General features: G+C 56.9%; 19 protein-coding genes and 1 pseudogene. 16 read left to right on the forward strand and 4 right to left on the reverse strand.

The features are described 5' to 3' along the window. The gene (locus QQF33_RS00825) at positions 1-891 is read right to left on the reverse strand and encodes a LysR family transcriptional regulator (protein ID WP_282492953.1); all 891 of its coding nucleotides are present in this window, start codon (positions 889-891) and stop codon (positions 1-3) included. Between the two features lie 111 nt (positions 892-1,002). Here QQF33_RS00825 and QQF33_RS00830 point away from each other — a divergent pair, with 111 nt between their 5' ends. After that, positions 1,003-1,401, forward strand: a complete 399-nt coding sequence (locus tag QQF33_RS00830; protein ID WP_282492954.1) for a (R)-mandelonitrile lyase — start codon at positions 1,003-1,005, stop codon at positions 1,399-1,401. Here QQF33_RS00830 and QQF33_RS00835 read toward each other — a convergent pair. Next, positions 1,398-2,933, reverse strand: coding sequence for a methyl-accepting chemotaxis protein (locus QQF33_RS00835; protein ID WP_282492955.1), 1,536 nt, complete (start codon positions 2,931-2,933; stop codon positions 1,398-1,400). The two genes, QQF33_RS00830 and QQF33_RS00835, sit on opposite strands and share 4 nt — an antisense overlap. 1,042 nt (positions 2,934-3,975) lie before the next feature. Between QQF33_RS00835 and QQF33_RS00840 the strand changes: the two genes are divergently transcribed. From QQF33_RS00840 to QQF33_RS00895, 12 genes and pseudogenes are all read left to right on the forward strand, one after another. Then, on the forward strand, positions 3,976-4,977 hold the full coding sequence (locus QQF33_RS00840; protein ID WP_285148871.1) for an LLM class flavin-dependent oxidoreductase: 1,002 nt from the start codon (positions 3,976-3,978) through the stop codon (positions 4,975-4,977). Next, entirely contained in the window at positions 4,974-6,095 is a 1,122-nt protein-coding gene (locus QQF33_RS00845; protein WP_285148870.1) for a M20 peptidase aminoacylase family protein, read from the forward strand. Before QQF33_RS00840 ends, QQF33_RS00845 begins: the two co-directional genes overlap by 4 nt. Before the next feature lie 16 nt (positions 6,096-6,111). Continuing rightward, positions 6,112-8,374, forward strand: a pseudogene (locus tag QQF33_RS00850) (NtaA/DmoA family FMN-dependent monooxygenase). A gap of 9 nt (positions 8,375-8,383) precedes the next feature. Then, positions 8,384-8,893: a GNAT family N-acetyltransferase gene (locus QQF33_RS00855; RefSeq protein ID WP_285157209.1), complete on the forward strand. Its 510-nt coding sequence runs from the start codon at positions 8,384-8,386 to the stop codon at positions 8,891-8,893. A gap of 9 nt (positions 8,894-8,902) precedes the next feature. Beyond that, entirely contained in the window at positions 8,903-9,826 is a 924-nt protein-coding gene (locus QQF33_RS00860; RefSeq protein WP_282492959.1) for an amino acid ABC transporter permease, read from the forward strand. Then, positions 9,810-10,583: an amino acid ABC transporter ATP-binding protein gene (locus QQF33_RS00865; protein ID WP_095282096.1), complete on the forward strand. Its 774-nt coding sequence runs from the start codon at positions 9,810-9,812 to the stop codon at positions 10,581-10,583. Before QQF33_RS00860 ends, QQF33_RS00865 begins: the two co-directional genes overlap by 17 nt. Before the next feature lie 9 nt (positions 10,584-10,592). Further along, positions 10,593-11,480, forward strand: a complete 888-nt coding sequence (locus QQF33_RS00870; RefSeq protein ID WP_285157210.1) for a transporter substrate-binding domain-containing protein — start codon at positions 10,593-10,595, stop codon at positions 11,478-11,480. A gap of 37 nt (positions 11,481-11,517) precedes the next feature. Next, on the forward strand, positions 11,518-12,135 hold the full coding sequence (locus QQF33_RS00875) for a glutathione S-transferase family protein (RefSeq protein ID WP_285157211.1): 618 nt from the start codon (positions 11,518-11,520) through the stop codon (positions 12,133-12,135). A gap of 35 nt (positions 12,136-12,170) precedes the next feature. After that, positions 12,171-12,401 (forward strand): tautomerase PptA, encoded by a 231-nt coding sequence (gene pptA / locus QQF33_RS00880; RefSeq protein WP_095282093.1) that lies wholly within the window; start codon positions 12,171-12,173, stop codon positions 12,399-12,401. A gap of 197 nt (positions 12,402-12,598) precedes the next feature. Then, positions 12,599-12,832 (forward strand): type II toxin-antitoxin system Phd/YefM family antitoxin, encoded by a 234-nt coding sequence (locus QQF33_RS00885; RefSeq protein ID WP_285157212.1) that lies wholly within the window; start codon positions 12,599-12,601, stop codon positions 12,830-12,832. 28 nt (positions 12,833-12,860) lie between these two features. Next, positions 12,861-13,196: a type II toxin-antitoxin system RelE/ParE family toxin gene (locus QQF33_RS00890; RefSeq protein WP_285157213.1), complete on the forward strand. Its 336-nt coding sequence runs from the start codon at positions 12,861-12,863 to the stop codon at positions 13,194-13,196. A 186-nt stretch (positions 13,197-13,382) separates the two neighbouring features. Then, the gene (locus QQF33_RS00895) at positions 13,383-14,258 is read left to right on the forward strand and encodes an MBL fold metallo-hydrolase (RefSeq protein ID WP_285157214.1); all 876 of its coding nucleotides are present in this window, start codon (positions 13,383-13,385) and stop codon (positions 14,256-14,258) included. A gap of 101 nt (positions 14,259-14,359) precedes the next feature. Here QQF33_RS00895 and QQF33_RS00900 read toward each other — a convergent pair whose 3' ends face one another. Beyond that, on the reverse strand, positions 14,360-14,659 hold the full coding sequence (locus tag QQF33_RS00900; RefSeq protein ID WP_103945957.1) for an ArsR/SmtB family transcription factor: 300 nt from the start codon (positions 14,657-14,659) through the stop codon (positions 14,360-14,362). 160 nt (positions 14,660-14,819) lie between these two features. Here QQF33_RS00900 and fusA point away from each other — a divergent pair, with 160 nt between their 5' ends. Next, positions 14,820-16,922, forward strand: a complete 2,103-nt coding sequence (fusA, locus tag QQF33_RS00905; protein ID WP_285148864.1) for an elongation factor G — start codon at positions 14,820-14,822, stop codon at positions 16,920-16,922. A 21-nt stretch (positions 16,923-16,943) separates the two neighbouring features. On the opposite strand, the gene QQF33_RS00910 is transcribed toward fusA, so the two are convergent. Then, the gene (locus QQF33_RS00910; protein ID WP_285157215.1) at positions 16,944-17,516 is read right to left on the reverse strand and encodes a flavin reductase family protein; all 573 of its coding nucleotides are present in this window, start codon (positions 17,514-17,516) and stop codon (positions 16,944-16,946) included. Positions 17,517-17,690: 174 nt separating this feature from the next. Here QQF33_RS00910 and QQF33_RS00915 point away from each other — a divergent pair, with 174 nt between their 5' ends. Further along, positions 17,691-20,615 (forward strand): HD domain-containing phosphohydrolase, encoded by a 2,925-nt coding sequence (locus tag QQF33_RS00915; protein WP_390888456.1) that lies wholly within the window; start codon positions 17,691-17,693, stop codon positions 20,613-20,615. An 87-nt stretch (positions 20,616-20,702) separates the two neighbouring features. Continuing rightward, positions 20,703-21,548, forward strand: coding sequence for an N-hydroxyarylamine O-acetyltransferase (gene nhoA / locus QQF33_RS00920; protein WP_285157217.1), 846 nt, complete (start codon positions 20,703-20,705; stop codon positions 21,546-21,548). Positions 21,549-21,553 lie beyond the last annotated feature (5 nt).

The following is a 21,553-nucleotide window of genomic DNA, read 5'->3' on the forward strand; positions in this document are numbered from 1 at the left end:
TTATCTCTGGCGCAGGGCGTCAACCAGCAGGGAAAACGCGGTGGTGTGCTGACGGCGGCTTGGGTAATAAAGGTGGTAGCCGTCGAAATAAGGGCTCCAGTCCTGCAATACCGGAATTAACCGCCCGTCAGCGATCGCGTCCTGCACCGTATCTTCCGGGACATACGCCAGCCCCAGACCTGCCACGGCGGCATCAATGCGCTGCGGCAGGTTGTTTAACGTCAGCTGACCGTCCACCCGGACCCGCAGTTCCCGCCCGTCCTTTTCAAACTCCCAGGCGTACAGCCCGCCGAGCGTCGGCAGGCGCATATTGATGCAGCGGTGATTCGCCAGCTGTTCGGGCGAGTCCGGCACGCCGAAATGTGAGAAATAGTCCGCCGATCCCACTACCACCATGCGCATATCCGGCGCGATACGCACCGCAATCATATCTTTGGCGATCTGCTCGCCCAGCCGCACGCCCGCATCGAACCGGCCATCGACGATATCCGTCAGGCCGTTGTCCACGGTGACTTCAACGTGAATATCAGGGTATTGCGCCATAAAGGGTTTCAGCACCGGCCACAGTACCGCCGCCATGGCGTGCTCCCCGGCGGTGATACGAATATTCCCGGCGGGTTTGTCGCGCATATCGCGCAGGGCGGTCAGCTCCTGTTCGATCTCCAGCAGATGCGGGCTTAGGCGCATAAAGAGCTGCTCGCCCGCCTCGGTCGGAGCCACGCTGCGGGTGGTTCGGGTGAGCAACCGCATATCCAGACGCGCTTCAAGATTGCGCATCGCGTGACTTAGCGCCGACTGCGACACGCCCAGCTGCGCGGCGGCGCGGGTAAAGCTGCGCTCGCGGGCCACCACCATAAACGACAGCAGATCGTTAAAATTGTCTTTCAGCACGATGGAACTCCCTATATATGAATCTGGCTCATGGTTCCTTTCTGATTATGCAGTCTAATGCTGCCTCCGGGATTGCGCTACTGTTAACGCATCAGCAAAACAGGAGGCAGCATGAAAATTATCCGAAGTGGTTCGTTACCTTCAGCGCGTGGCCCGGAGGCGTGGTTTAGCGGAACGGTGCGCATTGACGCGCCGTTTCAGGCAACAGAACCGGCGTCCGTGGGCGGTGCAACGGTGACCTTTGAACCCGGCGCGCGCACCGCGTGGCACACCCATCCGCTGGGGCAGACTCTGATTGTGACACAGGGGCGCGGCTGGCTGCAGGAGTGGGGCCAGGAGGCGCAAGCGCTGAATCAGGGCGATATCGCGTGGATACCGCCCGGCGTGAAACACTGGCACGGAGCCAGTTCACAGACCGCGATGACGCACATTGCCATCGCCGAATCCGTGAACGGCAGCCCGGTGGAGTGGCTGGAAAAGGTCAGTGACGAGGAATATCAGGGGCGCTAACCGCCGAATACGGCAATCGCCTGCTGTAGCCGCGTGGTGCGCTCCGTCAGGTGATTCGCGGCCCCGGTGACGTTATCGACCATCCCCGTATTGTTGTGGGTCATCACACCGATGCGGGAGATGGACTCGTTGATCAGCGTCAGGGCCAGGGTCTGTTCCTGAGTCGCATGGCCGATCTCTTTGATCAGCGACGTCACCTGCAAGACGTTGCCAATCATCGCCGTGAGATGGGTTTCGGTCTGCTCGACCATCGCCACACCGGCGTTGACGCTGGCGACGTTCTTCTCGATCAAGGTTTTGATCTCTTTCGCCGCCGACGCCGAATGCTGGGCCAGATTGCGCACTTCTGCGGCCACGACCGCAAACCCGCGGCCCGCTTCGCCCGCACGCGCCGCTTCCACGGCGGCGTTGAGCGCCAAGATATTGGTCTGGAAGGCGATGCGGTCGATCACGCCGATGATATCGACGATCTGGCTGTTATCTTTCGACACCGACTGCATCATACCGATGGTCTGCTTCATCGCCGTTTCACCGCTGTGGGCGCTGCTGCTGGTGCGATCCGCCATGTGGATCGCTTCCCCGGCGGTTTGCGCCGTTTGCTGTACGGCGCTGGCGATCTCCTCCACAGCGGCAGCGGTCTGCTGCAGATCGTCGGCGGTCTCTTCGGAGCGCGCCTGTAACGCCGCACCTTCTTTCGCCACCTGCTGGCTGATGGTGCTGATCCCGGCAATTTGGGTTCCCACATCATCCACCAGAGAATTTAAATTCAGCCCCGACTGATTCACCAGGCGCATCATCATGCCCACTTCATCGACGCGATCGAAATGGAAATAAGCGGGTTTCCTTCCGGAAACGACGTGCTGCATCTGATGGACAATCTTTTTCAGTGGGCGACAAATCTGGGCATTAAGATAAAACCCAAGCCCAATAAAGAGGGCAAGCAGCGCGCTGATTTGCAGAGCGCCTTGCGGTAATAAAAATGTAATAACAAAGACCAGCAGGGCGGTGGTCACTATTGCGTAATTGACTCTTTTTGCGGTGCTGATTTTTTTAAACAGCGAAAGAAAAGAAAATAAACCCCGACGGACCAGTAATCCTTTATAAAAACGATGACGGGTGAGCTGGTTATTTCTGACCCGCTGATAGAGATTTTCACTGGCTTCTATCTCGTCGCGCGGTGGGATATTCCGCACGGAAATATAGCCGGTCAGCGTGTCGTTTTGATACACCGGGGTGACGTTAGCGCGAACCCAGTAGTGATCGCCGTTACCCCGACGGTTCTTGACCAGCCCGGTCCAGCTCTGGCCCTGCTGTAAAGTGAACCACATATCGGCAAAAGCTTCGGGCGGCATATCCGGGTGACGAATGACGTTATGCGGTTCGCCAATTAGATGTTCTTCTTTATAGCCACTGGCTTCAATAAACGCCGAGTTGGCATAGGTAATATGGCTTTGCGTGTTGGTGGTCGACATCAGCGTCGACCCTTCGTTAAGTAAAAACTCGCTTTGTGTAACAGGAGTGTTATTTCTCATGAAAAACTCCATGGTGATGTCAAAAAAATAGAGAAGCCGCCCGAAAAATATTCAGGCAAGACAAAAGTTATTGTTGTGTTTATTACGGCCTGCGCATTCTTCCACAAAACAGGGTGAACAAGAAAGCACCTAAATTAAATATTTTTTATCTATTAAACTTTGCTTATGTAATGAAATTGAAAACAATTAGAGTCTTTATTTTTAATGGCGAATTTAATTTTTCCCTTAAGTTAAATATTAAGTGAGATATGAATATGACAGGGGCGCTGGGGAGCTGAAATGTCGTTTCATTAACATGAATGGAACGCGGTGTATACCCTATGCAGATTCAGAGGAATCGTTCCGTTCACTTCCAATTCTCTGCTTCCGGTCCATCTCTCTGCGGTGAACGTGTAAAGGGCGCTCGCCGCCGCGCCCTTTACAATCCCGGCTCCCGGCAAAGAAAATCGCCGCTTCGCGGTGCCCTCAGCTTATTCCTTACGGCTTTCGGGTCGGGCGCGATCCTGCATCCATGCAGGTCGCACCCTCTCGGCGCTTCCCTGCGCCTCGACCCGGCCTCCAGGAAACGCTTCGGCGATTTTCAGCCGGACTCGCGATCCCTCAACCTTCCTCACCGTATTCTCAACGGTCTGAATGTGGCACCGGTGTGGGTCCCCGCAGAAATCGGCGAACCGGAGGCCAGATGACAAGGGCTGGGCGCCAGGGATGGCGACCAGAGGCGAAACGAGACAGGAAGTCGAGTTGAGCCGACCGCAGGCAGATGGCCGGGAGGTGAGCGTAGTGCGAAGCACCGATTTCATGGCGGGGCGCGGGGATTGATAAGGGGGCCGCGCAGCCCCCTTATCACGTTCACAGGTTGTGAAGCGATTATATTCTGCTGAATATAAGGTGAACGGAAAAACCTCCGATGCTCAACATATCCCCCCAAACAAAAAGACCACCCATTTCTGATTTCCGGCAAACCAAATGTAAATTAATTGTTTCTCAGAGGTGAAATCCCCCTTTAATAATGACGACATGTTAAGTCAAACGAGAACACAACATGTCCTGGCGAATCAGCATTCTGGATAAAAGCCCCGTCGCGGTAAACGAAACGGCAGCCGATGCGCTGGCGCGCACCTTAAGTCTGGCAAAACAGGCCGAAGCGCTGGGTTTTCACCGCTTCTGGATTGCCGAGCACCACAATACCGCTCAACTGGCCAGCCCTTCTCCTGAGCTGCTCATTGCCTGGATTCTGGGACAGACAAAGCACATCCGCGTCGGCTCCGGCGGCGTGATGCTCCAGCATTACAGCCCCTATAAAGTGGCGGAAAATTTCAACGTGCTGGCATCACTTGCCCCAGGACGCGTCGATCTCGGTGTCGGCAAAGCGCCCGGCGGCTTGCCGCTCTCCACCCGCGCCCTGCAGGTGGGTTTGCATCAGGATGAGAAGGGCGATTTTGCCGATCAGCTGACTCAGCTGAATCACTGGCTCACGCCGTCGGCGGATGAGCAGGACGACAGCGTCAAAGCGACGCCGCTCCCGTCTGCGCCAGCGGAGAAATTCCTGCTGGGTGCCAGCGTGGAAAGCGCGCTGCTCGCCGCGAAACTCGGCTGGAACTTTGTCTTTGCCGCGCACCTCAACGGGGATGTGAATCTTCTGCGCGAGGTGCTGGAAACCTGGCGCGCCCACAGTGCGCTGAGTGTGACCGTGGCGGTGCAGGCGATCGTCGCACCGACCCAGGCGCAGGCCGATGCGCTGGCGGAAAAAGTGGAAGTGTGGGGCGTGGAGCTGGCGAACGGCCAGCGGGTGACCGTCGCCAGCGAAGAGCAGGCCTACGCCTTTGCGCGTCAGGCGGGAAGCGAACCGCTGCGGATCGCCCGTCGCGCCCAGTCGCTGATCAAAGGCACGGCGGAATCGGTACTCGACGAGCTGGAAACCCTGCATCAGACCTGGGGCATCGACGAATTTATTATCGATACGCCCGTGGCGGACGGCCTCGCCCGCACGCAATCCCTGCGTCTGCTGGCGCAAGCGAAATTCGCCGGGGAGGTGCTGGCATGAGCCTAGGACAACAGCTGATTGACTGGCGACGTGAACTGCATCGCCATCCTGAACTGTCAGGACAGGAAGTCGAAACCACCGCCCGTCTGCGCCAGTGGCTGTCGGACGCCGGGATCACCGTCCTGCCATACGATCTTCACACCGGCATTGTGGCTGAGATCGGCAAAGGGCAGAAACAAATTGCCCTGCGCGCGGATATTGATGCGCTGCCAATCGAAGAGCGCAGCGGCGTGGAATTCAGCTCGCAAAACCCAGGGGTGATGCACGCCTGCGGCCACGATATTCATACCAGCGTCATTCTCGGGGCGGCGTTGCAGCTTAAGGCCCGCGAAGCCTCGCTGCCCGGTCGCGTGCGTATTCTGTTCCAGCCCGCCGAAGAGAATTTTGGCGGTGCGAAAAGCCTGGTCCGCGCCGGGGCGTTGCAGGACGTGAGCGCCATTTTCGGGATGCACAACGAGCCGGGCCTTCCCGTCGGCGCGTTTGCCACGCGCGGCGGGCCGTTTTACGCCAACGTCGACAGGTTTGTGATCCGCGTGACGGGCAAAGGCGCCCACGCCGCTCGTCCGCATGAAGGGTCAGACGCGATCCTGCTCGCCAGCCAGCTGGTTACCGGCCTGCAAAGTGTCGCCAGCCGGAACGTCAACACGCTGGATTCCGTGGTGCTGAGCGTGACGCGCATCGAGGGCGGCAATACCTGGAACGTACTGCCGGAAAGCGTCGAGCTGGAAGGGACGCTGCGCACCCATCGCATCGAAGTGCAGCAGAACGTCAAAGCCCGCGTCGGCGAGATCGCCGCCGGGTTTGCCAGCGCTTTCAACGCTCAGATTGATATCACCTGGTACGCCGGACCGACGGCGCTGGTCAATGACGAGCGCTGGGCCGATTTTGCCACTTCGGTCGCGCGTGAAACCGGCTATGAAACCCAGCACGCGGAGCTGCATATGGGCGGCGAAGATTTTGCCGTCTATCTCCAGCATATTCCTGGCGCGTTCGTCAGTATCGGGAGTAACAGTCCTTTCGGTCTGCATCATCCGGGCTTTAATCCGGACGAGGCATTGATCGAACCCGCCGCGCACTATTTCTCGCAGCTTGCAGAAAAAGCACTCCATCAAATTTAACCACTAAGAGGTGAATATGTCTGCAACACGACAATTGCGTCTGGGAACGATATTGCATGGCGCATCCGGAAATATGTCCGCCTGGCGTCATCCGGCGGCTATCGCTGATGCGAGTATTAATTTTGATTTCGTCAAAGAGACGGCGTTAAAAGCAGAAGAGGGCAAGCTCGACTTTTTATTCGTTGCTGACGGCCTTTATATTAACGAGAAATCGATCCCGCATTTTCTTAATCGCTTTGAGCCGCTGACAGTCTTATCGGCGCTGGCGAGTCTGACCTCCCGACTTGGCCTGGTCGGCACGCTATCGACCTCTTACAGCGAACCTTTCACCGTTGCGCGCCAGTTTGCCAGTCTCGATCATCTGAGCAACGGCCGTGCCGGCTGGAACGTGGTGACCTCGCCGCTGGAAGGTTCGGCGAAGAACTTCTCTCGAGAGAAACACCCGGAACACGCCCTGCGCTATCGCATCGCCGACGAATATCTCGACGTGGTGAAAGGGCTGTGGGATTCCTGGGAAGAGGACGCTTTTGTGCGTAACAAACAGAGCGGACAATTCTTTAATCCAGAGAAATTACACACTCTGGATCATCACGGTGATTTCTTCCAGGTCGCCGGGCCGCTGAATATTGGCCGCACCCCGCAGGGACGTCCGATTGTATTTCAGGCGGGCGCATCGGATGACGGAAAAAAACTGGCGGCGAAACATGCGGACGCCATTTTCACCCATCACGACACATTAGAAGAAGCTCAAGCCTTTTATCGTGACGTGAAATCTCAGCTGGAATTACATGGCCGCCGTGCCGATGAACTGCATATATTCCAGGGCGTCAGCGTGATTGTCGGAAAAGATGCGGCGGACGTGGAGGAACAATATCAAACCACCGCCACGCTGGTGTCGATTAACGATGCGCTGAACTATCTCGGGCGCTATTTCGAACATCATGATTTTAGCCAGTATCCCCTCGACGAAGCGTTCCCGGATATCGGCGATCTCGGGCAGAACAGTTTCCGCAGCACCACCGATGAGATCAAACGCAACGCCCGCGAACGGAACCTGACTCTGCGCCAGGTGGCGCTGGAAGCAGCTTCTCCGCGCCCGCGCTTTTCCGGCACAGCGGAAGAGGTGGCCGATGGCCTGCAACAGTGGTTTGACGCCCATGCCGCCGACGGTTTCATCATTCAGGGCGGCACGCCGGACACCTTCCCGCGTTTTGTCGACAGCGTCGTTCCCGTTTTACAGGCGCGCGGCCTGTTCCGCACGGAATACCCCGGCACCACGCTTCGCGAAAGTCTGGGCTTAGACCTGCCAAAAAACCAGTTCACACAACAATAAGAGAAAATACGCTATGCAGAAATCATCGCTCGTTCTGGCGCTCGCGCTGGCCTTTACCCCTGCCGTCTGGGCAGAGAATGTGAATATTAACGGCACCGGTGTGAGCATCGAGGCCAATAAAACCCCGGTGAATACCACTAAAAACGGCGATGCCGTGGCGCAGTTGCCGAAGGATTATCGCTTTGCGGTGCCTGGGAAATTCACCGTCGCCGTGGCGGGGCTGAACCAGCCGCCGCTGACTGTTTTTTCAGATGACAACAAAACCCTGCTCGGCAGCGAAGTGGACGTCGCGCGTCTGGTGGCCGACAGCCTCGGGCTCGAGCTGAACGTGGTTCCGACCTCCTGGGAAGACTGGCCGCTCGGCGTGGCTTCCGGGAAATATGACGCGGCGATCAGCAACATCACCGTGACCAAAGAGCGCAAAGAGAAGTTTGATTTTGCCACCTATCGCAAAGATTCCCTCGGTTTCTACGTCAAATCGACCAGCCCGATAAAATCGCTTGAGAAGGCGGAAGACATCGCCGGGCTGAAGATTATCGTCGGGTCGGGCACCAATCAGGAAGCGATCCTGCTGGCGTGGAACGCCGAAAACCTCAAAAAAGGCCTCAAGCCGTTCACCCCTGTTTATACCAAAGACGACGCGGCTCAGACTCTGGCGCTCCAGTCCGGGCGCGCTGATGCCTACTTTGGGCCAAACGTGATTGGCGCGTGGAAAGCGGCGCTGACGGGCAAAACCAAACTGGTGGGCAGCGTGGACGGCGGCTGGCCGAAAGCGGCGCACATCGCCGTGACGCTGAAAAAAGGCTCTGGGCTGGTTGAACCGGTACAGACCGCGCTTAACGGCGTGATCAAAAACGGCGATTACGACAAAGTGCTGAACCGCTGGGGCGAAGGCGTCGAGCGTATTCCGAGCTCTGAAGTGAACCCGGCCGGACTCGGCGACTAAGGAGGCCACATGAGCGATCTTTTTCGCGACGTATCGCCGGAAGACGCCGATCTTCAGCCCATCATTGATGGGCTGTTCGGAGAGTACGCGGCGCGTTATGGCGATTACTTTTCCAAAGACGCCGAAATCGAACTGACCGAGTGGTATCTCGCACCGCAGGGGCTGTTTATCGTCCTGGAGCGCGACGGCGAGATCATCGCCACCGGCGCCTACAAACCCTTTGACGAACAGACGGCGGAAATCAAACGCATCTGGACCAATAAAACCCTGCGCCAGCAGGGGCTGGCCGCACGTGTGGTGCAGGAGCTGGAGCGCCGGGCGGTGCTGGCGGGTTACAGCGGTATATATCTCACAACCGGTTTTCGTCAGCCGGAGGCGGTGAAGTTGTATCTGAGCCAGGGCTACGCGCCGCAGTTCGATCTCGAACGCGACCCGGAAGAGTACAGCCAGCCGCCGTTTGACGGGCGTCTGCGCTTCACCAAAACGCTGGTACGCGAAGCGTTCAGTAAAACCGCATGAGGAACGACGATGAACAACAACGTTGAAACCATCAAAGTGGTCCCGGCGCGCTACCCGTGGCGCACCGTCGGGGCGATTGCCGCGCTGTTTGTGCTGGCCGTCGTCGTTCAGTCGGTGGCCTTTAATCCGCGCTGGGAATGGGGCGTATTCGCGCGCTGGTTCTTCGATCCGGTGATTCTGGAAGGGGTCGGGCAGACTCTGCTCCTGACCCTGATCGGCACGGCCCTGAGTGTGGTGCTGGGCGGGATGTTAGCCCTGGCGCGGCTGTCCTCGTCGTGGCTGTTGAGCAGCCTGGCGTTTGGCTACATCTGGCTGTTCCGCTCGCTGCCGCTGATCGTGGTGTTGATCATCCTCTATAACTTTTCATATCTGTACGACACGCTCTCACTCGGCGTGCCGTTCACCAGCATCACCTGGGGCAAATTTGAGACCATCAACGTGCTGGGGCAATTTTCCACCGCCGTGGTTGGCCTGACCCTGGTGCAGAGCGCCTACACCGCCGAGATCATCCGCGGCGGCTTTTTGGGCGTCGATCACGGGCAGTACGAAGCGGCCGCTGCGCTGGGTTTACCGGCCTGGCGTCGTACGCTGCGCATTATCCTGCCCCAGGCGCTGCGCACCATTTTACCGTCAGGGTTTAACGAGATTATCAGCCTCGCGAAAGGCACTGCGATGGTGTACGTCCTCGCGATGCCGGAGCTGTTCTACACCATTCAGATGATCTACAACCGCACCCAGGAAGTGATCCCGTTATTAATGGTCGGTGCGGCCTGGTATCTGGTCATCACCACCGTCTTATCCGCCATTCAGCATGTGGTAGAGCGCGGCCTGGCCCGCAGTGAACGCCGCTCGGCGGTGAATCAGTCTCGCGCCAGCGCACGCACCCGTTCCGTTACCCCAGCACAGGAGCCAATCCATGCCAGCCTCTCCTGAAGGACATATTTCGATTACCGGTGTCAGTAAGTTCTTTGGCCGCCACAAGGCGCTGGATAATGTCTCGCTCGAGATCCCGCCCGGTTCGGTGACGGTGATCCTTGGGCCCTCCGGTTCCGGTAAATCGACGCTGCTGCGCACCATTAACCATCTGGAGCGCGTCGACGAAGGGTTTATTCAGATCGACGGGGATTACATCGGCTATCGCCGCCAGGGCGACAAGCTGTATGAGCTGAAAGAGAAAGAGATCCTCAAACAGCGCGTTAACGTCGGATACGTGTTCCAGAACTTCAACCTGTTCCCGCATCTCACGGTGCTGGAGAACCTGATCGAGGCCCCGATTGCGCACAAACAATTAAGCCGCAAAGAGGCGGTCGAGCGGGCTTACGGCCTGCTGGATGTGGTGGGTCTGCGCGAAAAAGCCGACGCCTGGTCGCGCCATCTTTCCGGCGGGCAGCAGCAGCGCATCGCCATCGCCCGCGCGCTGGCCCTGCGACCGCGCGTGATGCTGTTTGATGAACCGACGTCGGCGCTCGACCCGGAGCTGGTGGGCGAGGTGCTCGACGTGATCAAAAAGCTCGCCCGATCCGGCACCACGCTGGTGGTGGTGACGCACGAGATCGGCTTTGCCCGCGAAGTGGCGGATCAGGTGGTGTTTATGGTCGACGGCAAAATTGTCGAGCAGGGCAGCAGCGACGAGGTGTTAAACCGTCCATCCCATGCGCGAACGCGCCAGTTTCTGTCGAAAGTGCTGTAAGGAGAGGGTATGAAATACGGATTTCTGGCGCTGCTGGGCGTCGTATCAGTAAGCCAGGCGAGTATCGATTTAAAAGCGAACGAGCAGCCGCTGCCTGTCGCCATCGATCGGGCGGCGATCGCGAAGATCCCGCGGGGGTATAAGTTTGTTGAGCCGGGCACATTGACGGTGGCGATTTCCGCCCTGAACTCTCCGCCGCTGGCGCTGCTCGCCAGCGATAACCGCACCCGCATTGGCAGCGACCCGGATATCGCCCGGCTGCTGGCGGGTAGCCTCGGGTTAAAACTCAAACTGGTGCCGACGGCGTGGGAGGACTGGCCCCTCGGGATCAGCTCCGGGCGCTACGACGTGGCGCTGGTGAATATCGCCGTGACCGAGCAGCGTAAAGAGAAGTTTGATTTCGCGACCTATCGGGTCGATTCCCTGGCCTTTTCGGTGAACTCCACCAGCGACGTGCAGTCGATCAAAAACGCCGAGGATCTGGCGGGCAAAAAAGTGATCGTCGGCTCCGGGACTAATCAGGAGCGCATCCTGCTCGGCTGGAACGAGGAGAACAAGCAGGCCGGGCGCGAGCCTGCGCTGCCGGTTTATCTGACGGATGACGCCTCAGGGAATTTGTATATCCAGTCCGGGCGGGCGGACGTGTTCTTTGGCCCGCAGTCGGTTTCGGCTTATAAAGCGGCGCTGACGGGTAAAACCCGCGTGGTCGGTTTGGGACCGAAAAAGGCCTACGTCGCCACCACGACGAAAAAGGGCAACGAGCTGGTGTATGCCCTGCAGGCGGCGCTCGACGGGGCGATTCAGCGCGGGGAGTATCAGCAGGTGCTGGCGCGCTGGGGCGAGCAGGGCGAGGGGGTGGCGCAGTCCGAGGTCAATCCGCCGGGCATCACCTACTGATGTTCTACACTTAGAATTTGTTCTGAGTGGGGGGAGTATGATTAACCTGTACGGCGTACCCGGCTGGGGATCGGCCATCAGCGAAGTGATGCTCACCCTGGGCGATATTCCCTATCGGTACATCAATGTGGAGGGGTTTGACTCGCCCGGCCCGCAGCGGGTGCTGCTGGAGAAGCTCAATCCTCTGTGTCAGGTCCCGACGCTGGAGCTGGAAAACGGCGCGGTGATGAGTGAAACGGCGGCCATCGGGCTGATGATTCTCGATCGTTGCCCGGATCTCGCGCCACCGGTGGGCCACCCGGACCGGGCGCAGTTCCAGCGCCTGCTGATCTGGCTGGTCGCCAATGTCTATCCTACCTTCACTTACGCCGACTACCCGGAACGCTGGACGCCCGACGCACCGGACCAGCTGCGGGAAAACTGCATGGCGTATCGCAAATTACTCTATCTGTGGCTGGATAACCATCTCAAAGCCGCGCCCTGGGCGTTCGGCGAGCAGCTTACGCTGATTGACGTCTACATCGCGGTGATGCGCACCTGGGGCCCGCGCCATGAATGGTTTGCCGCCAACACGCCGCATATTACCGCTATCGCCGATTCCGTCTGTCAGCTGCCAGAACTGCACAAGGTGTTAAAGGCCAACGACATTATCTGATATGTTGAAAAGCTCATCACAACAGGAGCCTGCACATGCCACACGTCGATATCAAATGTTTTCCCCGCGATCTGAACGAAGAACAAAAAACCGCCCTGGCAGCGGACATCGCCGAAGTGATAATTCGTCATTTCAACAGCAAAGACGCTTCCGTTTCCGTTGCCCTGAACCAGGTGCAACAGGAAGACTGGAAAGCGCAGGTCTGGGATACGGAGATCGGCCCGAAACTGGATGAGCTGATCAAGAAACCTGGGTATTCGATGTAAGATTTTTGCCGGGTGGCCTACAAAATCATCGGACCCGTAGGCTGGGTAAGGCGCAGCCGCCACCCGGCAAGGTTTTCAGATCTGCGCGACTGCTTCCAACACCGTTCGCGATATCAAAGTATCTTACTGTAGCGTCAATTGAACGCGGTCTATATATGGTCTATATTAAGACTTCATTGACGCACTAAGGACGGATCATGAAAGTCGAAACGATCAGTTTTATTAAGAAAAACGCGGCAACGCTGGATCTCTCGGAGCCCATTTTGGTGACTCAAAATGGCGTGCCCGCGTATGTAATTGAATCATATGACCAACAGCAGCAAAGAGAACAAGCCATTGCGCTGCTCAAACTGCTTACTCTGTCAGAAAAAGATAAATCAGAAGGGAACGTGCTTTCTAAGGAGCAGTTACTGGACGGTCTCGATAACTGAGTTCGACTAACGGATGAAGAGGTATGTGATGGATAACAACCAAAGAGTTTTCGAGTACACGCTGACAGCAAAACATTGCATAGATGATATCGTCAGTTTTTTGCGACGCATTGATGTTAAGCCACGTCCTGTCATTGCAGGCATTCTGGAGCAGTTCGAAAATACGGTCGGTCAGTTTCCACAGGGAGCACACATTTGCCCAGAACTGCTGAAAATTGGATGCGCAAAGTATCGCGAATTTAATACGCAGGATGGCTACAGAGTGCTGTATTCCGTCGAAAATTTAACAATTACGGTGCACGCCGTTCTGTCGCAACGCCAGGATATACAGCAATTGCTGTTCAGGCGTTTAGTTCTCGCCTGATCTTCGTTTCTCTTACCTCACCTGCAACAACGCATTCTCCCATCCGGCATTGTGAACGCAGAATTTTGTCTGCTCTCATCTGCAATAACGTTATCTCATTCGATAATAGCCTGAAACACATTTGCCACTTTTTATCGCCTCGTCAGAGGGTTATGCTGATCTGATTCACATTTTCGAGGTCACAACATGACGTTACTTCAGACATTTCAGGCACCCATGGTTAACCGTAAAAAAATTGGCAATATGCTGGTGACTATGCTCAGCGATGGGTATCTGGATGCTTCATTTGAACTTTTGTCGGGAATCGATGGTTCCAGAGCCGAAGCACTCCTTCAACAGCGTGGCGTCTCTCAATTGCCGCGCATAAATATCAACGTGTACGTTATTCAGACTGGTAATCAAACGATCCTCGTGGACAGCGGCGCCGGGAATTTTAAAGGCTGGGGCGGACGTTTGCCGGTCGCGCTGGCGGCGGCAGGGATTGACCCTCTGCAAATAGACACCATCCTGCTCACCCACGCGCATCCCGATCATATTGGTGGGATAGCCGGCCCGTTAAATACGCCACTCTTTCGCCATGTTGAAAGGGTGTATATCCACGAGAAAGAGATGGCCTTCTGGCGCAATCAAACGGTCCAGGCGAGTGCCCCTGGCGCGTTTAATCCTTCCTTCGCGCTTGCCCAGAATGCGCTTGCTGCTTACGAGCAGAAACTGGTGCCGTTCTCTCAGGAGGATATTGTGACGGGGATTCAGGCAGTTCCGTTACCCGGACACACCCCAGGCCATACCGGGTATCTGGTCGGTAGCGGTCAGGAGTCATTATTAATCTGGGGCGATATTGTACATTTCCCACATATCCAGGTTGAGCATCCAGAAGTGACCATTGCGTTTGATACCGATCCAGCCACCGCTGCGGCCACCCGTAAACGCCTGCTGGAAAGGATTGTCTCAGATAATATAAGCGTAACGGGCATGCACTTTAATTCACCGGTTACAGGTAGCGTGAAAAGAGATGATTCACATTTCACGCTGCAATATGACGGGTGGTCTCCAGAAGTTTAAAGTGGCAATTAAAGCCGGGTGGCGCTGACGCTTACCCGGCCTACAAATTCATCGGATCCGTAGGCCGGGTAAGGCGCAGCCGCCACCCGGCATAAAAACGGCTACATCACCCGCAACAACGTATCTAACAGCCCCGGAAAACGGGCGTCCAGGTCTTCTCTTCGCAACGAAATCATATTCTCGCGTCCCTGCGGGCGCTGCCAGATCACGCCGCTGTCACGCAGGACGCGCCAGTGGTGGGTCATTGTCGATTTGGCTATTTCTTCCGGACGCAGGGCGTTGCAGCTCAGTTCGCTGCCGTCGGCGAGCAGGCGGAGGATTTCCAGTCGCAGCGGGTTGCCGAGGGCTAACAGCACATTTTCCAGCGTGATTTGTTCAGGTTCGGGGTGGTTGGCAATCATAGACTTCCTGGGTTAGCGGGAAGGTGAGCTATCTTAATGATAGGCCCATCCTTAAAAAAATAGTTCGTATATACTCGTACAATAGGACTATTATAGCAGACGAACACACAGACGACCATTCCGGTCGTTCTACTCAAGTCAAACTGACTAAGGATTTATCATGCCCCGACCCGTCCCCCTCGAACGTTATCGCAACATCGGTATCTCCGCGCATATCGATGCCGGTAAAACGACCACCACCGAGCGCATTCTGTTTTACACCGGAATGAGCCACAAACTGGGTGAAGTCCACGATGGCGCGGCAACAACAGACTGGATGGCGCAGGAGCAAGAGCGCGGAATTACCATTACGTCCGCCGCCGTGAGCGCTTTCTGGCCAGGCATGGATCGTAATTTTGAACCGCACCGGATCAACATTATCGACACCCCAGGGCACGTGGATTTCACCATCGAAGTGGAACGCTCCATGCGCGTCCTCGACGGCGCGGTGATGGTCTATGACTCCGTCGGCGGCGTGCAACCGCAGTCGGAAACCGTCTGGCGGCAGGCGAATAAATATCACGTCCCGCGCCTGGCGTTCGTCAACAAAATGGACCGCCCGGGAGCGGATTTCTTCCGCGTGGTACAGATGATGATTGACCGCCTGAAGGCCAATCCGGTGCCGATTGTCATTCCTGTCGGTGCAGAAGAGCACTTCACCGGCGTGGTCGATCTCATCAAAATGCGCTCTATTTTATGGGACGACGCGACGCAGGGCATGACCTTTAGCTACGGGCCGGTGCCGGACGACCTGCTGAGCACCGCGAAGATCTGGCGGGAAAAAATGGTCTCCGCCGCGGCGGAAGCCACTGACGCGCTGATGGATAAATACCTGGAAACGGGTGATCTTGATGAAGCCGAAATCATCGACGGCCTGCGCCAGCGCACCATCAAAGGCGAGATCCAACCGATGCTGTGCGGCAGTGCCTTTAAAAACAAAGGCGTGCAGCGCATGCTCGACGCGGTTGTCGAACTGATGCCGTCGCCCCTTGACGTTCCGGCCATTGATGGCGTGGATGAAAAAGGGCAACACGCCGAGCGCCATCCGAGCGATGACGAACCCTTCTCGGCGCTGGCGTTCAAGCTGATGACCGACCCGTACGTCGGCCAGTTGACCTTTATCCGCGTCTATTCCGGCGTGTTGAGAAAAGGCGATGCGGTCTACAACCCGGTGAAAGGCAAGAAAGAGCGTATCGGGCGTATCGTGCAGATGCATGCCAACGACCGTCATGAAGTCGATGAACTGCGCGCGGGGGATATCGCCGCCTGCGTCGGGCTGAAAGATGTCACGACGGGCGACACCCTGAGCGATCCGGATCACCTGATCACGCTTGAGCGCATGGAGTTCCCGGACCCGGTCATTTCCCTGGCGATCGAGCCGAAAACCAAGGCCGATCAGGAGAAAATGGGGATCGCGCTGCAGCGTCTGGCGGCAGAAGATCCGTCGTTCCGCCTGCACACGGACGAAGAGTCAGGCCAGACGATCATCTCCGGGATGGGCGAGCTCCATCTTGAAATTATCGTCGATCGCATGAAACGCGAGTTTGGCGTCGAAGCGAACATTGGCCGCCCGCAGGTGACCTATCGCGAGACGCTACGCAAAGCGGTGAAAGAGATCGAAGGCAAATTTGTGCGCCAGTCCGGCGGGAAAGGGCAGTACGGGCATGTGGTTCTGAGCCTGGAACCCCTCGAGCCGGGCAGCGGCTTTAAATTTGAAGATGCCACCAAAGGCGGCGTGGTGCCGCGCGAGTACATTCCATCGGTGGAAAAAGGCCTGCGCGAAGCGATGAACAGCGGCGTGCTGGCGGGTTATCCGGTGGTGGACGTGAAAGCGACCCTGACGTTTGGTTCGTATCACGACGTCGACTCCTCGGAAATGGCCTTCCGCATGGCGGCGATCTTCGGCTTTAAAGACGGCGCGCGCAAAGCAGACCCGGCGATTCTGGAACCGGTGATGCACGTCGAGGTGGAAACGCCGGAAGAGTACGCCGGGAACATTATGGGCGATCTCTCTTCTCGTCGCGGAATGGTGCAGGGCATGGAAGAGCGGTTCGGCAGCCAGATTATTCGCGCTGACGTCCCGCTGGCTGAGATGTTTGGTTATGCGACCACATTGCGATCCATGTCGCAGGGCCGTGCAACCTACAGTATGGAGTTCCACCATTACGCCGAAGCACCGCGCAACGTGGCGGACGACATTATTGCCAGTCGCGCGAAAGGGTAGTTGTTATCTCAGCGCCGGAGTTTACTCCGGCGCTTTCACCATCTTCCCGCTAGTGACAAAAGTTCCCGCCCCCAGGTGATGCAAGGTATTCCGGCTGTCACTGTTGAACTGCCAGCGTCCGGCGACGAACGCCATTTCATCTGCGGCCGCGGCCACCACTTCGCCAAACAGCGTATCGTATTTCTCGGCGGCAGAGGTCGCAGGCAACAGGCGGCACTCCATCCACGCCAGACACTTCTCTTCAATCACCGGCAGGCCCAGCACCGGGCCATTCATCGCCGGTATTCCGTAGGCATTGAACTTGTCTTCATCGCGACCGCTGATGCTGCCGACGGCGTAGGTCCAGTTCGCCGCAGCGACACCCGGGATCACAATCCCAAACATCCCGCTGCGTTCAATCAGCTCACGGGACCACGCGCTTTTATCGACCACAATCGCAATCCGCGGTGGTTCAAATTCGACAGGCATTGACCAGGCGGCAGCCATCACGTTGCGTCGGTTTATGGTCTCGTCGCGGCTGGTGATCAACACCGTAGGGCCGTGATTCAGAAGGCGGCTCGCATGTTTTAATTCGACGGGGCGGAAGTGGCTCACAGGAACTCCTCAGACTGGGGCGATAGGGCATTAAACGACTGAACCGAGGGTGAAAGCAAGCGGCATCCGGTGTGCGCGGCTGAGAACAGAATTATCGCGGATCTACGACTAGCATATTTCCGGGTTATGCCATACTGATCAATGAGAAACACAGTTTCAGGACGCCCGGATATGCTGCCAGATACACTGTCCCGCCTGAAGTATCGCCATCCTTTGCATCTCCAGATTGCGACGCTTTTTACCCTGCTGATTGTCATTATTGGCTCGGTCATCGTTATGTTTAGCTACAGCCAGCTGACTCGCCTGACGGAAAACAGCACCAACCAGCAATATCAGAAAACCGGTGAGGCCGTTGCGACCGAACTGGATGCCGTGACGCGCGGGATGATGATGTCCGTCAATCTGCTTGCCGGTACGACGATCGCCGACGCCATCTCGCCCGAACAGCGCATGCTGTCCGTCGGGAAGTTGATCGACATATTGCGCCAGAACGACTACGCCAGTTCGGTTTATGTGGCCTGGCCTGACGGGGATTTTTTTATGTTGCGGCGCATAACAGAAGCCAATCGCCGCTTTTTCCAGGTGCCCGATAATGTGCAGTGGCTGGTGCAGAGCAACAGGCTGGTCGCCGGGAAATCTGAAAAGCGCTTGATGTCCCTCAACGAGCAGCTGCAGGTCATCGGCACGACAACGGTCGCTAACGATCCGTTCGATCCTCGCACACGTCCGTGGTTTATTCAGGCATCTAAAACCTCAGATCTTATCACCTCTCCCAACTACCGATTCCATAGCACCGGCGAGACCGGGTTTACCTACAGCAGGCGGGTGGATAACCAGCAGGCGGTGCTCGGGCTGGATGTCTCCCTGGCTTCTCTGTCTCAGTTTTTGAAACAGCAGGGATTACCCGCAGGCAGTCAGGCCGCCATTGTCAACGCGTCCAATGAAATGATCGCCAGCCAGCCGCCGCTCAACGGCGGTGAAAAGGGGTTCAATCAGCTGGAACGCTCGCCGGTGTTAAATACGCTTTCCGGCTTGCCCGCTGAAAATGCGGGTAAAAGCAGGCAGTTTAACGTCGACGGCCAGGACTGGTACGGTTCGGTGGTGAATATTGATAACAGCGGAAATCACTACCGGCTGATTATTGCCACGCCGTCTGCGCTTCTGACGGCAGACGCGAACGCGATCCGCAACAACGCCACCCTGATCGCCTTTGTTCTGCTGCTGCTCAGCCTGCCGGTAGTCTGGTACTTCTCCCGGCGGATCTCCAGGCCGCTGATCCGGCTGTGCAAAGATGCCGAAGCCATCAGTACGCTGACCTTCAATGAAGGTGACGCTGAGCATTCCGTCATTGAAGAGGTGGATGATTTGCACCGGGCGATGGCAAAAATGAAGCGCACCCTGAATCAATTTATCTCGATGGGCAACATCCTGTCGGCCAGAGATAATTTTCCGCAGCAGATGCAGGGGCTGCTGAATGAAACCACGGAAATCGCCGCCATGAACGGCGGGATTATTTATCTGGCGGATAAAACGCAGCATATCTTCACGCCCGTCGCCGTTAATCGCGAAAGCCAGACGTTGACTCAGCCAGAGATGGAGGCGATGCAGTTCGATGAGCGGGATACGCCTGCGTTCGCGCAAATCCGCGAAGGCCAGTCTGTCTGCGGCGTTTTTGATCTGCAATCAAATCCCACTGCCATGCCCGCTCCGCTGCGCGCCTTTTTGCAGTCTTATCATCGGGTCTCGTACATTGCCGTACCCATGCAGACCCACGACGGCCACCTGCTGGGATTCCTGCTGCTGCTCAACTTCTACGAGATGAACGCAGAACGCCAGGCGAAAAAAATGCAGCTGGTCAACGCCCTGATCGGCAGTATGTCTGTGGCTATTGAAACCCAGTACCTGCTGCAGGAGCAAAAGCATCTCCTGAATGCCTTTATCGAGCTGATCGCCGGTGCCATCGACGCCAAAAGCGCCTATACGGGCGGCCACTGTCAGAGGGTTCCTGAAATTACCAAAATGCTCGCCCGCGCTGCCGTGGAGGCGAAAGAGGGGCCATTTGCCAGTTTCACGCTCTCCGAAAATGAGTGGGAGGAGCTCCACACGGCCTGCTGGCTGCATGACTGCGGGAAAATCACCACCCCGGAATTTGTGGTGGACAAAGCTACCAAACTGGAGCTGATTTACGATCGCATCCATGAAATTCGCATGCGCTTTGAGGTGCTAAAACGCGAAAAAGAGATCGCCTCGCTGCGAAGCCGCATTCCGGACGCTTTGCTGGCAGAACCGGATCGACAGCTGGAAGAAGCGCTCCGGAAACTGGATGAGGATTTTTACTTTATTGCACAGTGCAATATTGGCGGCGAGTTCCTGCCTGACAGCGCTCTGGCGCGCATTCAGGAGATTGCCGGTTATCGGTGGACGCGAACCCTCGACGACACCGCGGGCGTTTCCAGCGCCGAGCTGGCGCGCAAAACCCGCCAGCCCGCACAACCGCTGCCCGTGCAAGAGCCCATCCTTGCCGATAAAGAAGAGCACGTGGTTTACCGTGATACCAAAAGTCATCTGCCAGAAAGCTACCAGTTCCGGCTGCGGGAACCCGAGCATCTCTACAACTACGGTGAGATTTACAACCTGTCGATCCGCAGAGGCACGCTCACGGACGAGGAGCGTTACAAAATTAACGAGCACATCATGCAGACCATCATCATGCTCAAAAAACTGCCTTTCCCACGAGCGATGGCCAATGTGCCGGTGATCGCGGGTGGCCATCACGAGCGCATGGACGGGAAAGGGTATCCTTATCAGCTGCGCGAAGAGCAGATGAGTATTCCGGTCAGGATGATGGCGATTGCCGATGTGTTCGAAGCGCTGACCGCGGCCGACCGCCCATATAAACCGGGGAAACGACTTTCAGAGGCGCTGAATATTATGGTGATGATGGTCAACGAGAATCATCTCAACCGGGATCTGTTTATTCTCTTCCTGCAATCCGGGGTCTGGAAAACCTACTCGACGGCCTTTTTGCAGGGAGCGAACGTGGATGAAGTCGATGTCGGGAAATTGCTGGATAAGGTGGAGCTCAGGATGGCAGTGTGACGGGGATAAAGATGAAAAGCACTTTTGCACCAGTGGATGCGCGAAAATAGTTTATAAACAGGGAATATCTCTATAAGGAACCCCACTATGTCCCCATTTCTGAGCGCTTATTTTGCCCGTATCGGCTGGCAGCAGCCGGTCTCCGTGCATATCGAGACCCTGCGGGCGCTGCATTTGAGCCACAACTGCGCAATTCCGTTTGAGAATATTGACGTGGTCATGACCCGCGAGATCCAGCTCGACGATCAAAGCGTGATGGACAAGCTGGTTTCCGCGCGCCGTGGCGGCTACTGCTTTGAGCAGAACGGATTATTCGAGCGCGTGCTGCGCGAAGTGGGCTTTGAGGTGCGCAGCGTGCTCGGGCGCGTGATTCTGGCGAATCCGCCGCAGATGCCGCCTCGTACGCATCGTCTGCTGCTGGTGGAACTCAACGGCGAGCGCTGGATTGCGGATGTCGGATTCGGCGGCCAGACGCTGACCGCACCGATTCGTCTCATCACCGGGGAAGAGCAGGCCACGCCGCACGGCGTTTACCGCCTGATGAATGAGAACAACGACTGGGTGTTGCAGTTCCGCCATCATGAGCACTGGCAGTCGATGTACCATTTCGACCTGGCGACGCAGTATTTCACCGATTACGTGATGGGTAATTTCTGGTCCGCCCACTGGCCGCAGTCCCATTTCCGCCACCATCTTCTGATGTGTCGCCATCTGCCGGACGGCGGCAAGCTGACGCTGACCAACTACCACTTTACCCACTGGCAGGGCGCTCGCGCTGTGGAAACGGTCAATTTGCCGGATGCCAGTGCGTTGTATACCGTGATGCAGGAGCGTTTTGGGCTGGGCGTGGACGATCCGAAACACGGGTTTTCATTGACGGAATTAACAGCGGTGATGGCGGGGTTTGATACCCATCCGGAAGCGGGGAAATAACGGTC

Origin of the sequence: Lelliottia wanjuensis (assembly GCF_030238365.1) — a bacterium.
Lineage (GTDB): Bacteria > Pseudomonadota > Gammaproteobacteria > Enterobacterales > Enterobacteriaceae > Enterobacter > Enterobacter wanjuensis.

Bases quoted from the DNA above. Each gene is read 5' to 3' on its own strand.
- QQF33_RS00845 (WP_285148870.1), top strand. From the start codon at position 4,974: ATGAGCCTAGGACAACAGCTGATTGACTGGCGACGTGAACTGCATCGC.
- nhoA (WP_285157217.1), top strand. From the start codon at position 20,703: ATGTCCCCATTTCTGAGCGCTTATTTTGCCCGTATCGGCTGGCAGCAG.
- QQF33_RS00900 (WP_103945957.1), bottom strand. From the start codon at position 14,659: ATGATTGCCAACCACCCCGAACCTGAACAAATCACGCTGGAAAATGTG.
- QQF33_RS00870 (WP_285157210.1), top strand. From the start codon at position 10,593: ATGAAATACGGATTTCTGGCGCTGCTGGGCGTCGTATCAGTAAGCCAG.
- QQF33_RS00865 (WP_095282096.1), top strand. From the start codon at position 9,810: ATGCCAGCCTCTCCTGAAGGACATATTTCGATTACCGGTGTCAGTAAG.
- QQF33_RS00860 (WP_282492959.1), top strand. From the start codon at position 8,903: ATGAACAACAACGTTGAAACCATCAAAGTGGTCCCGGCGCGCTACCCG.
- QQF33_RS00895 (WP_285157214.1), top strand. From the start codon at position 13,383: ATGACGTTACTTCAGACATTTCAGGCACCCATGGTTAACCGTAAAAAA.
- QQF33_RS00855 (WP_285157209.1), top strand. From the start codon at position 8,384: ATGAGCGATCTTTTTCGCGACGTATCGCCGGAAGACGCCGATCTTCAG.
- QQF33_RS00875 (WP_285157211.1), top strand. From the start codon at position 11,518: ATGATTAACCTGTACGGCGTACCCGGCTGGGGATCGGCCATCAGCGAA.
- pptA (WP_095282093.1), top strand. From the start codon at position 12,171: ATGCCACACGTCGATATCAAATGTTTTCCCCGCGATCTGAACGAAGAA.
- QQF33_RS00830 (WP_282492954.1), top strand. From the start codon at position 1,003: ATGAAAATTATCCGAAGTGGTTCGTTACCTTCAGCGCGTGGCCCGGAG.
- QQF33_RS00840 (WP_285148871.1), top strand. From the start codon at position 3,976: ATGTCCTGGCGAATCAGCATTCTGGATAAAAGCCCCGTCGCGGTAAAC.
- QQF33_RS00885 (WP_285157212.1), top strand. From the start codon at position 12,599: ATGAAAGTCGAAACGATCAGTTTTATTAAGAAAAACGCGGCAACGCTG.
- QQF33_RS00890 (WP_285157213.1), top strand. From the start codon at position 12,861: ATGGATAACAACCAAAGAGTTTTCGAGTACACGCTGACAGCAAAACAT.
- fusA (WP_285148864.1), top strand. From the start codon at position 14,820: ATGCCCCGACCCGTCCCCCTCGAACGTTATCGCAACATCGGTATCTCC.
- QQF33_RS00835 (WP_282492955.1), bottom strand. From the start codon at position 2,933: ATGAGAAATAACACTCCTGTTACACAAAGCGAGTTTTTACTTAACGAA.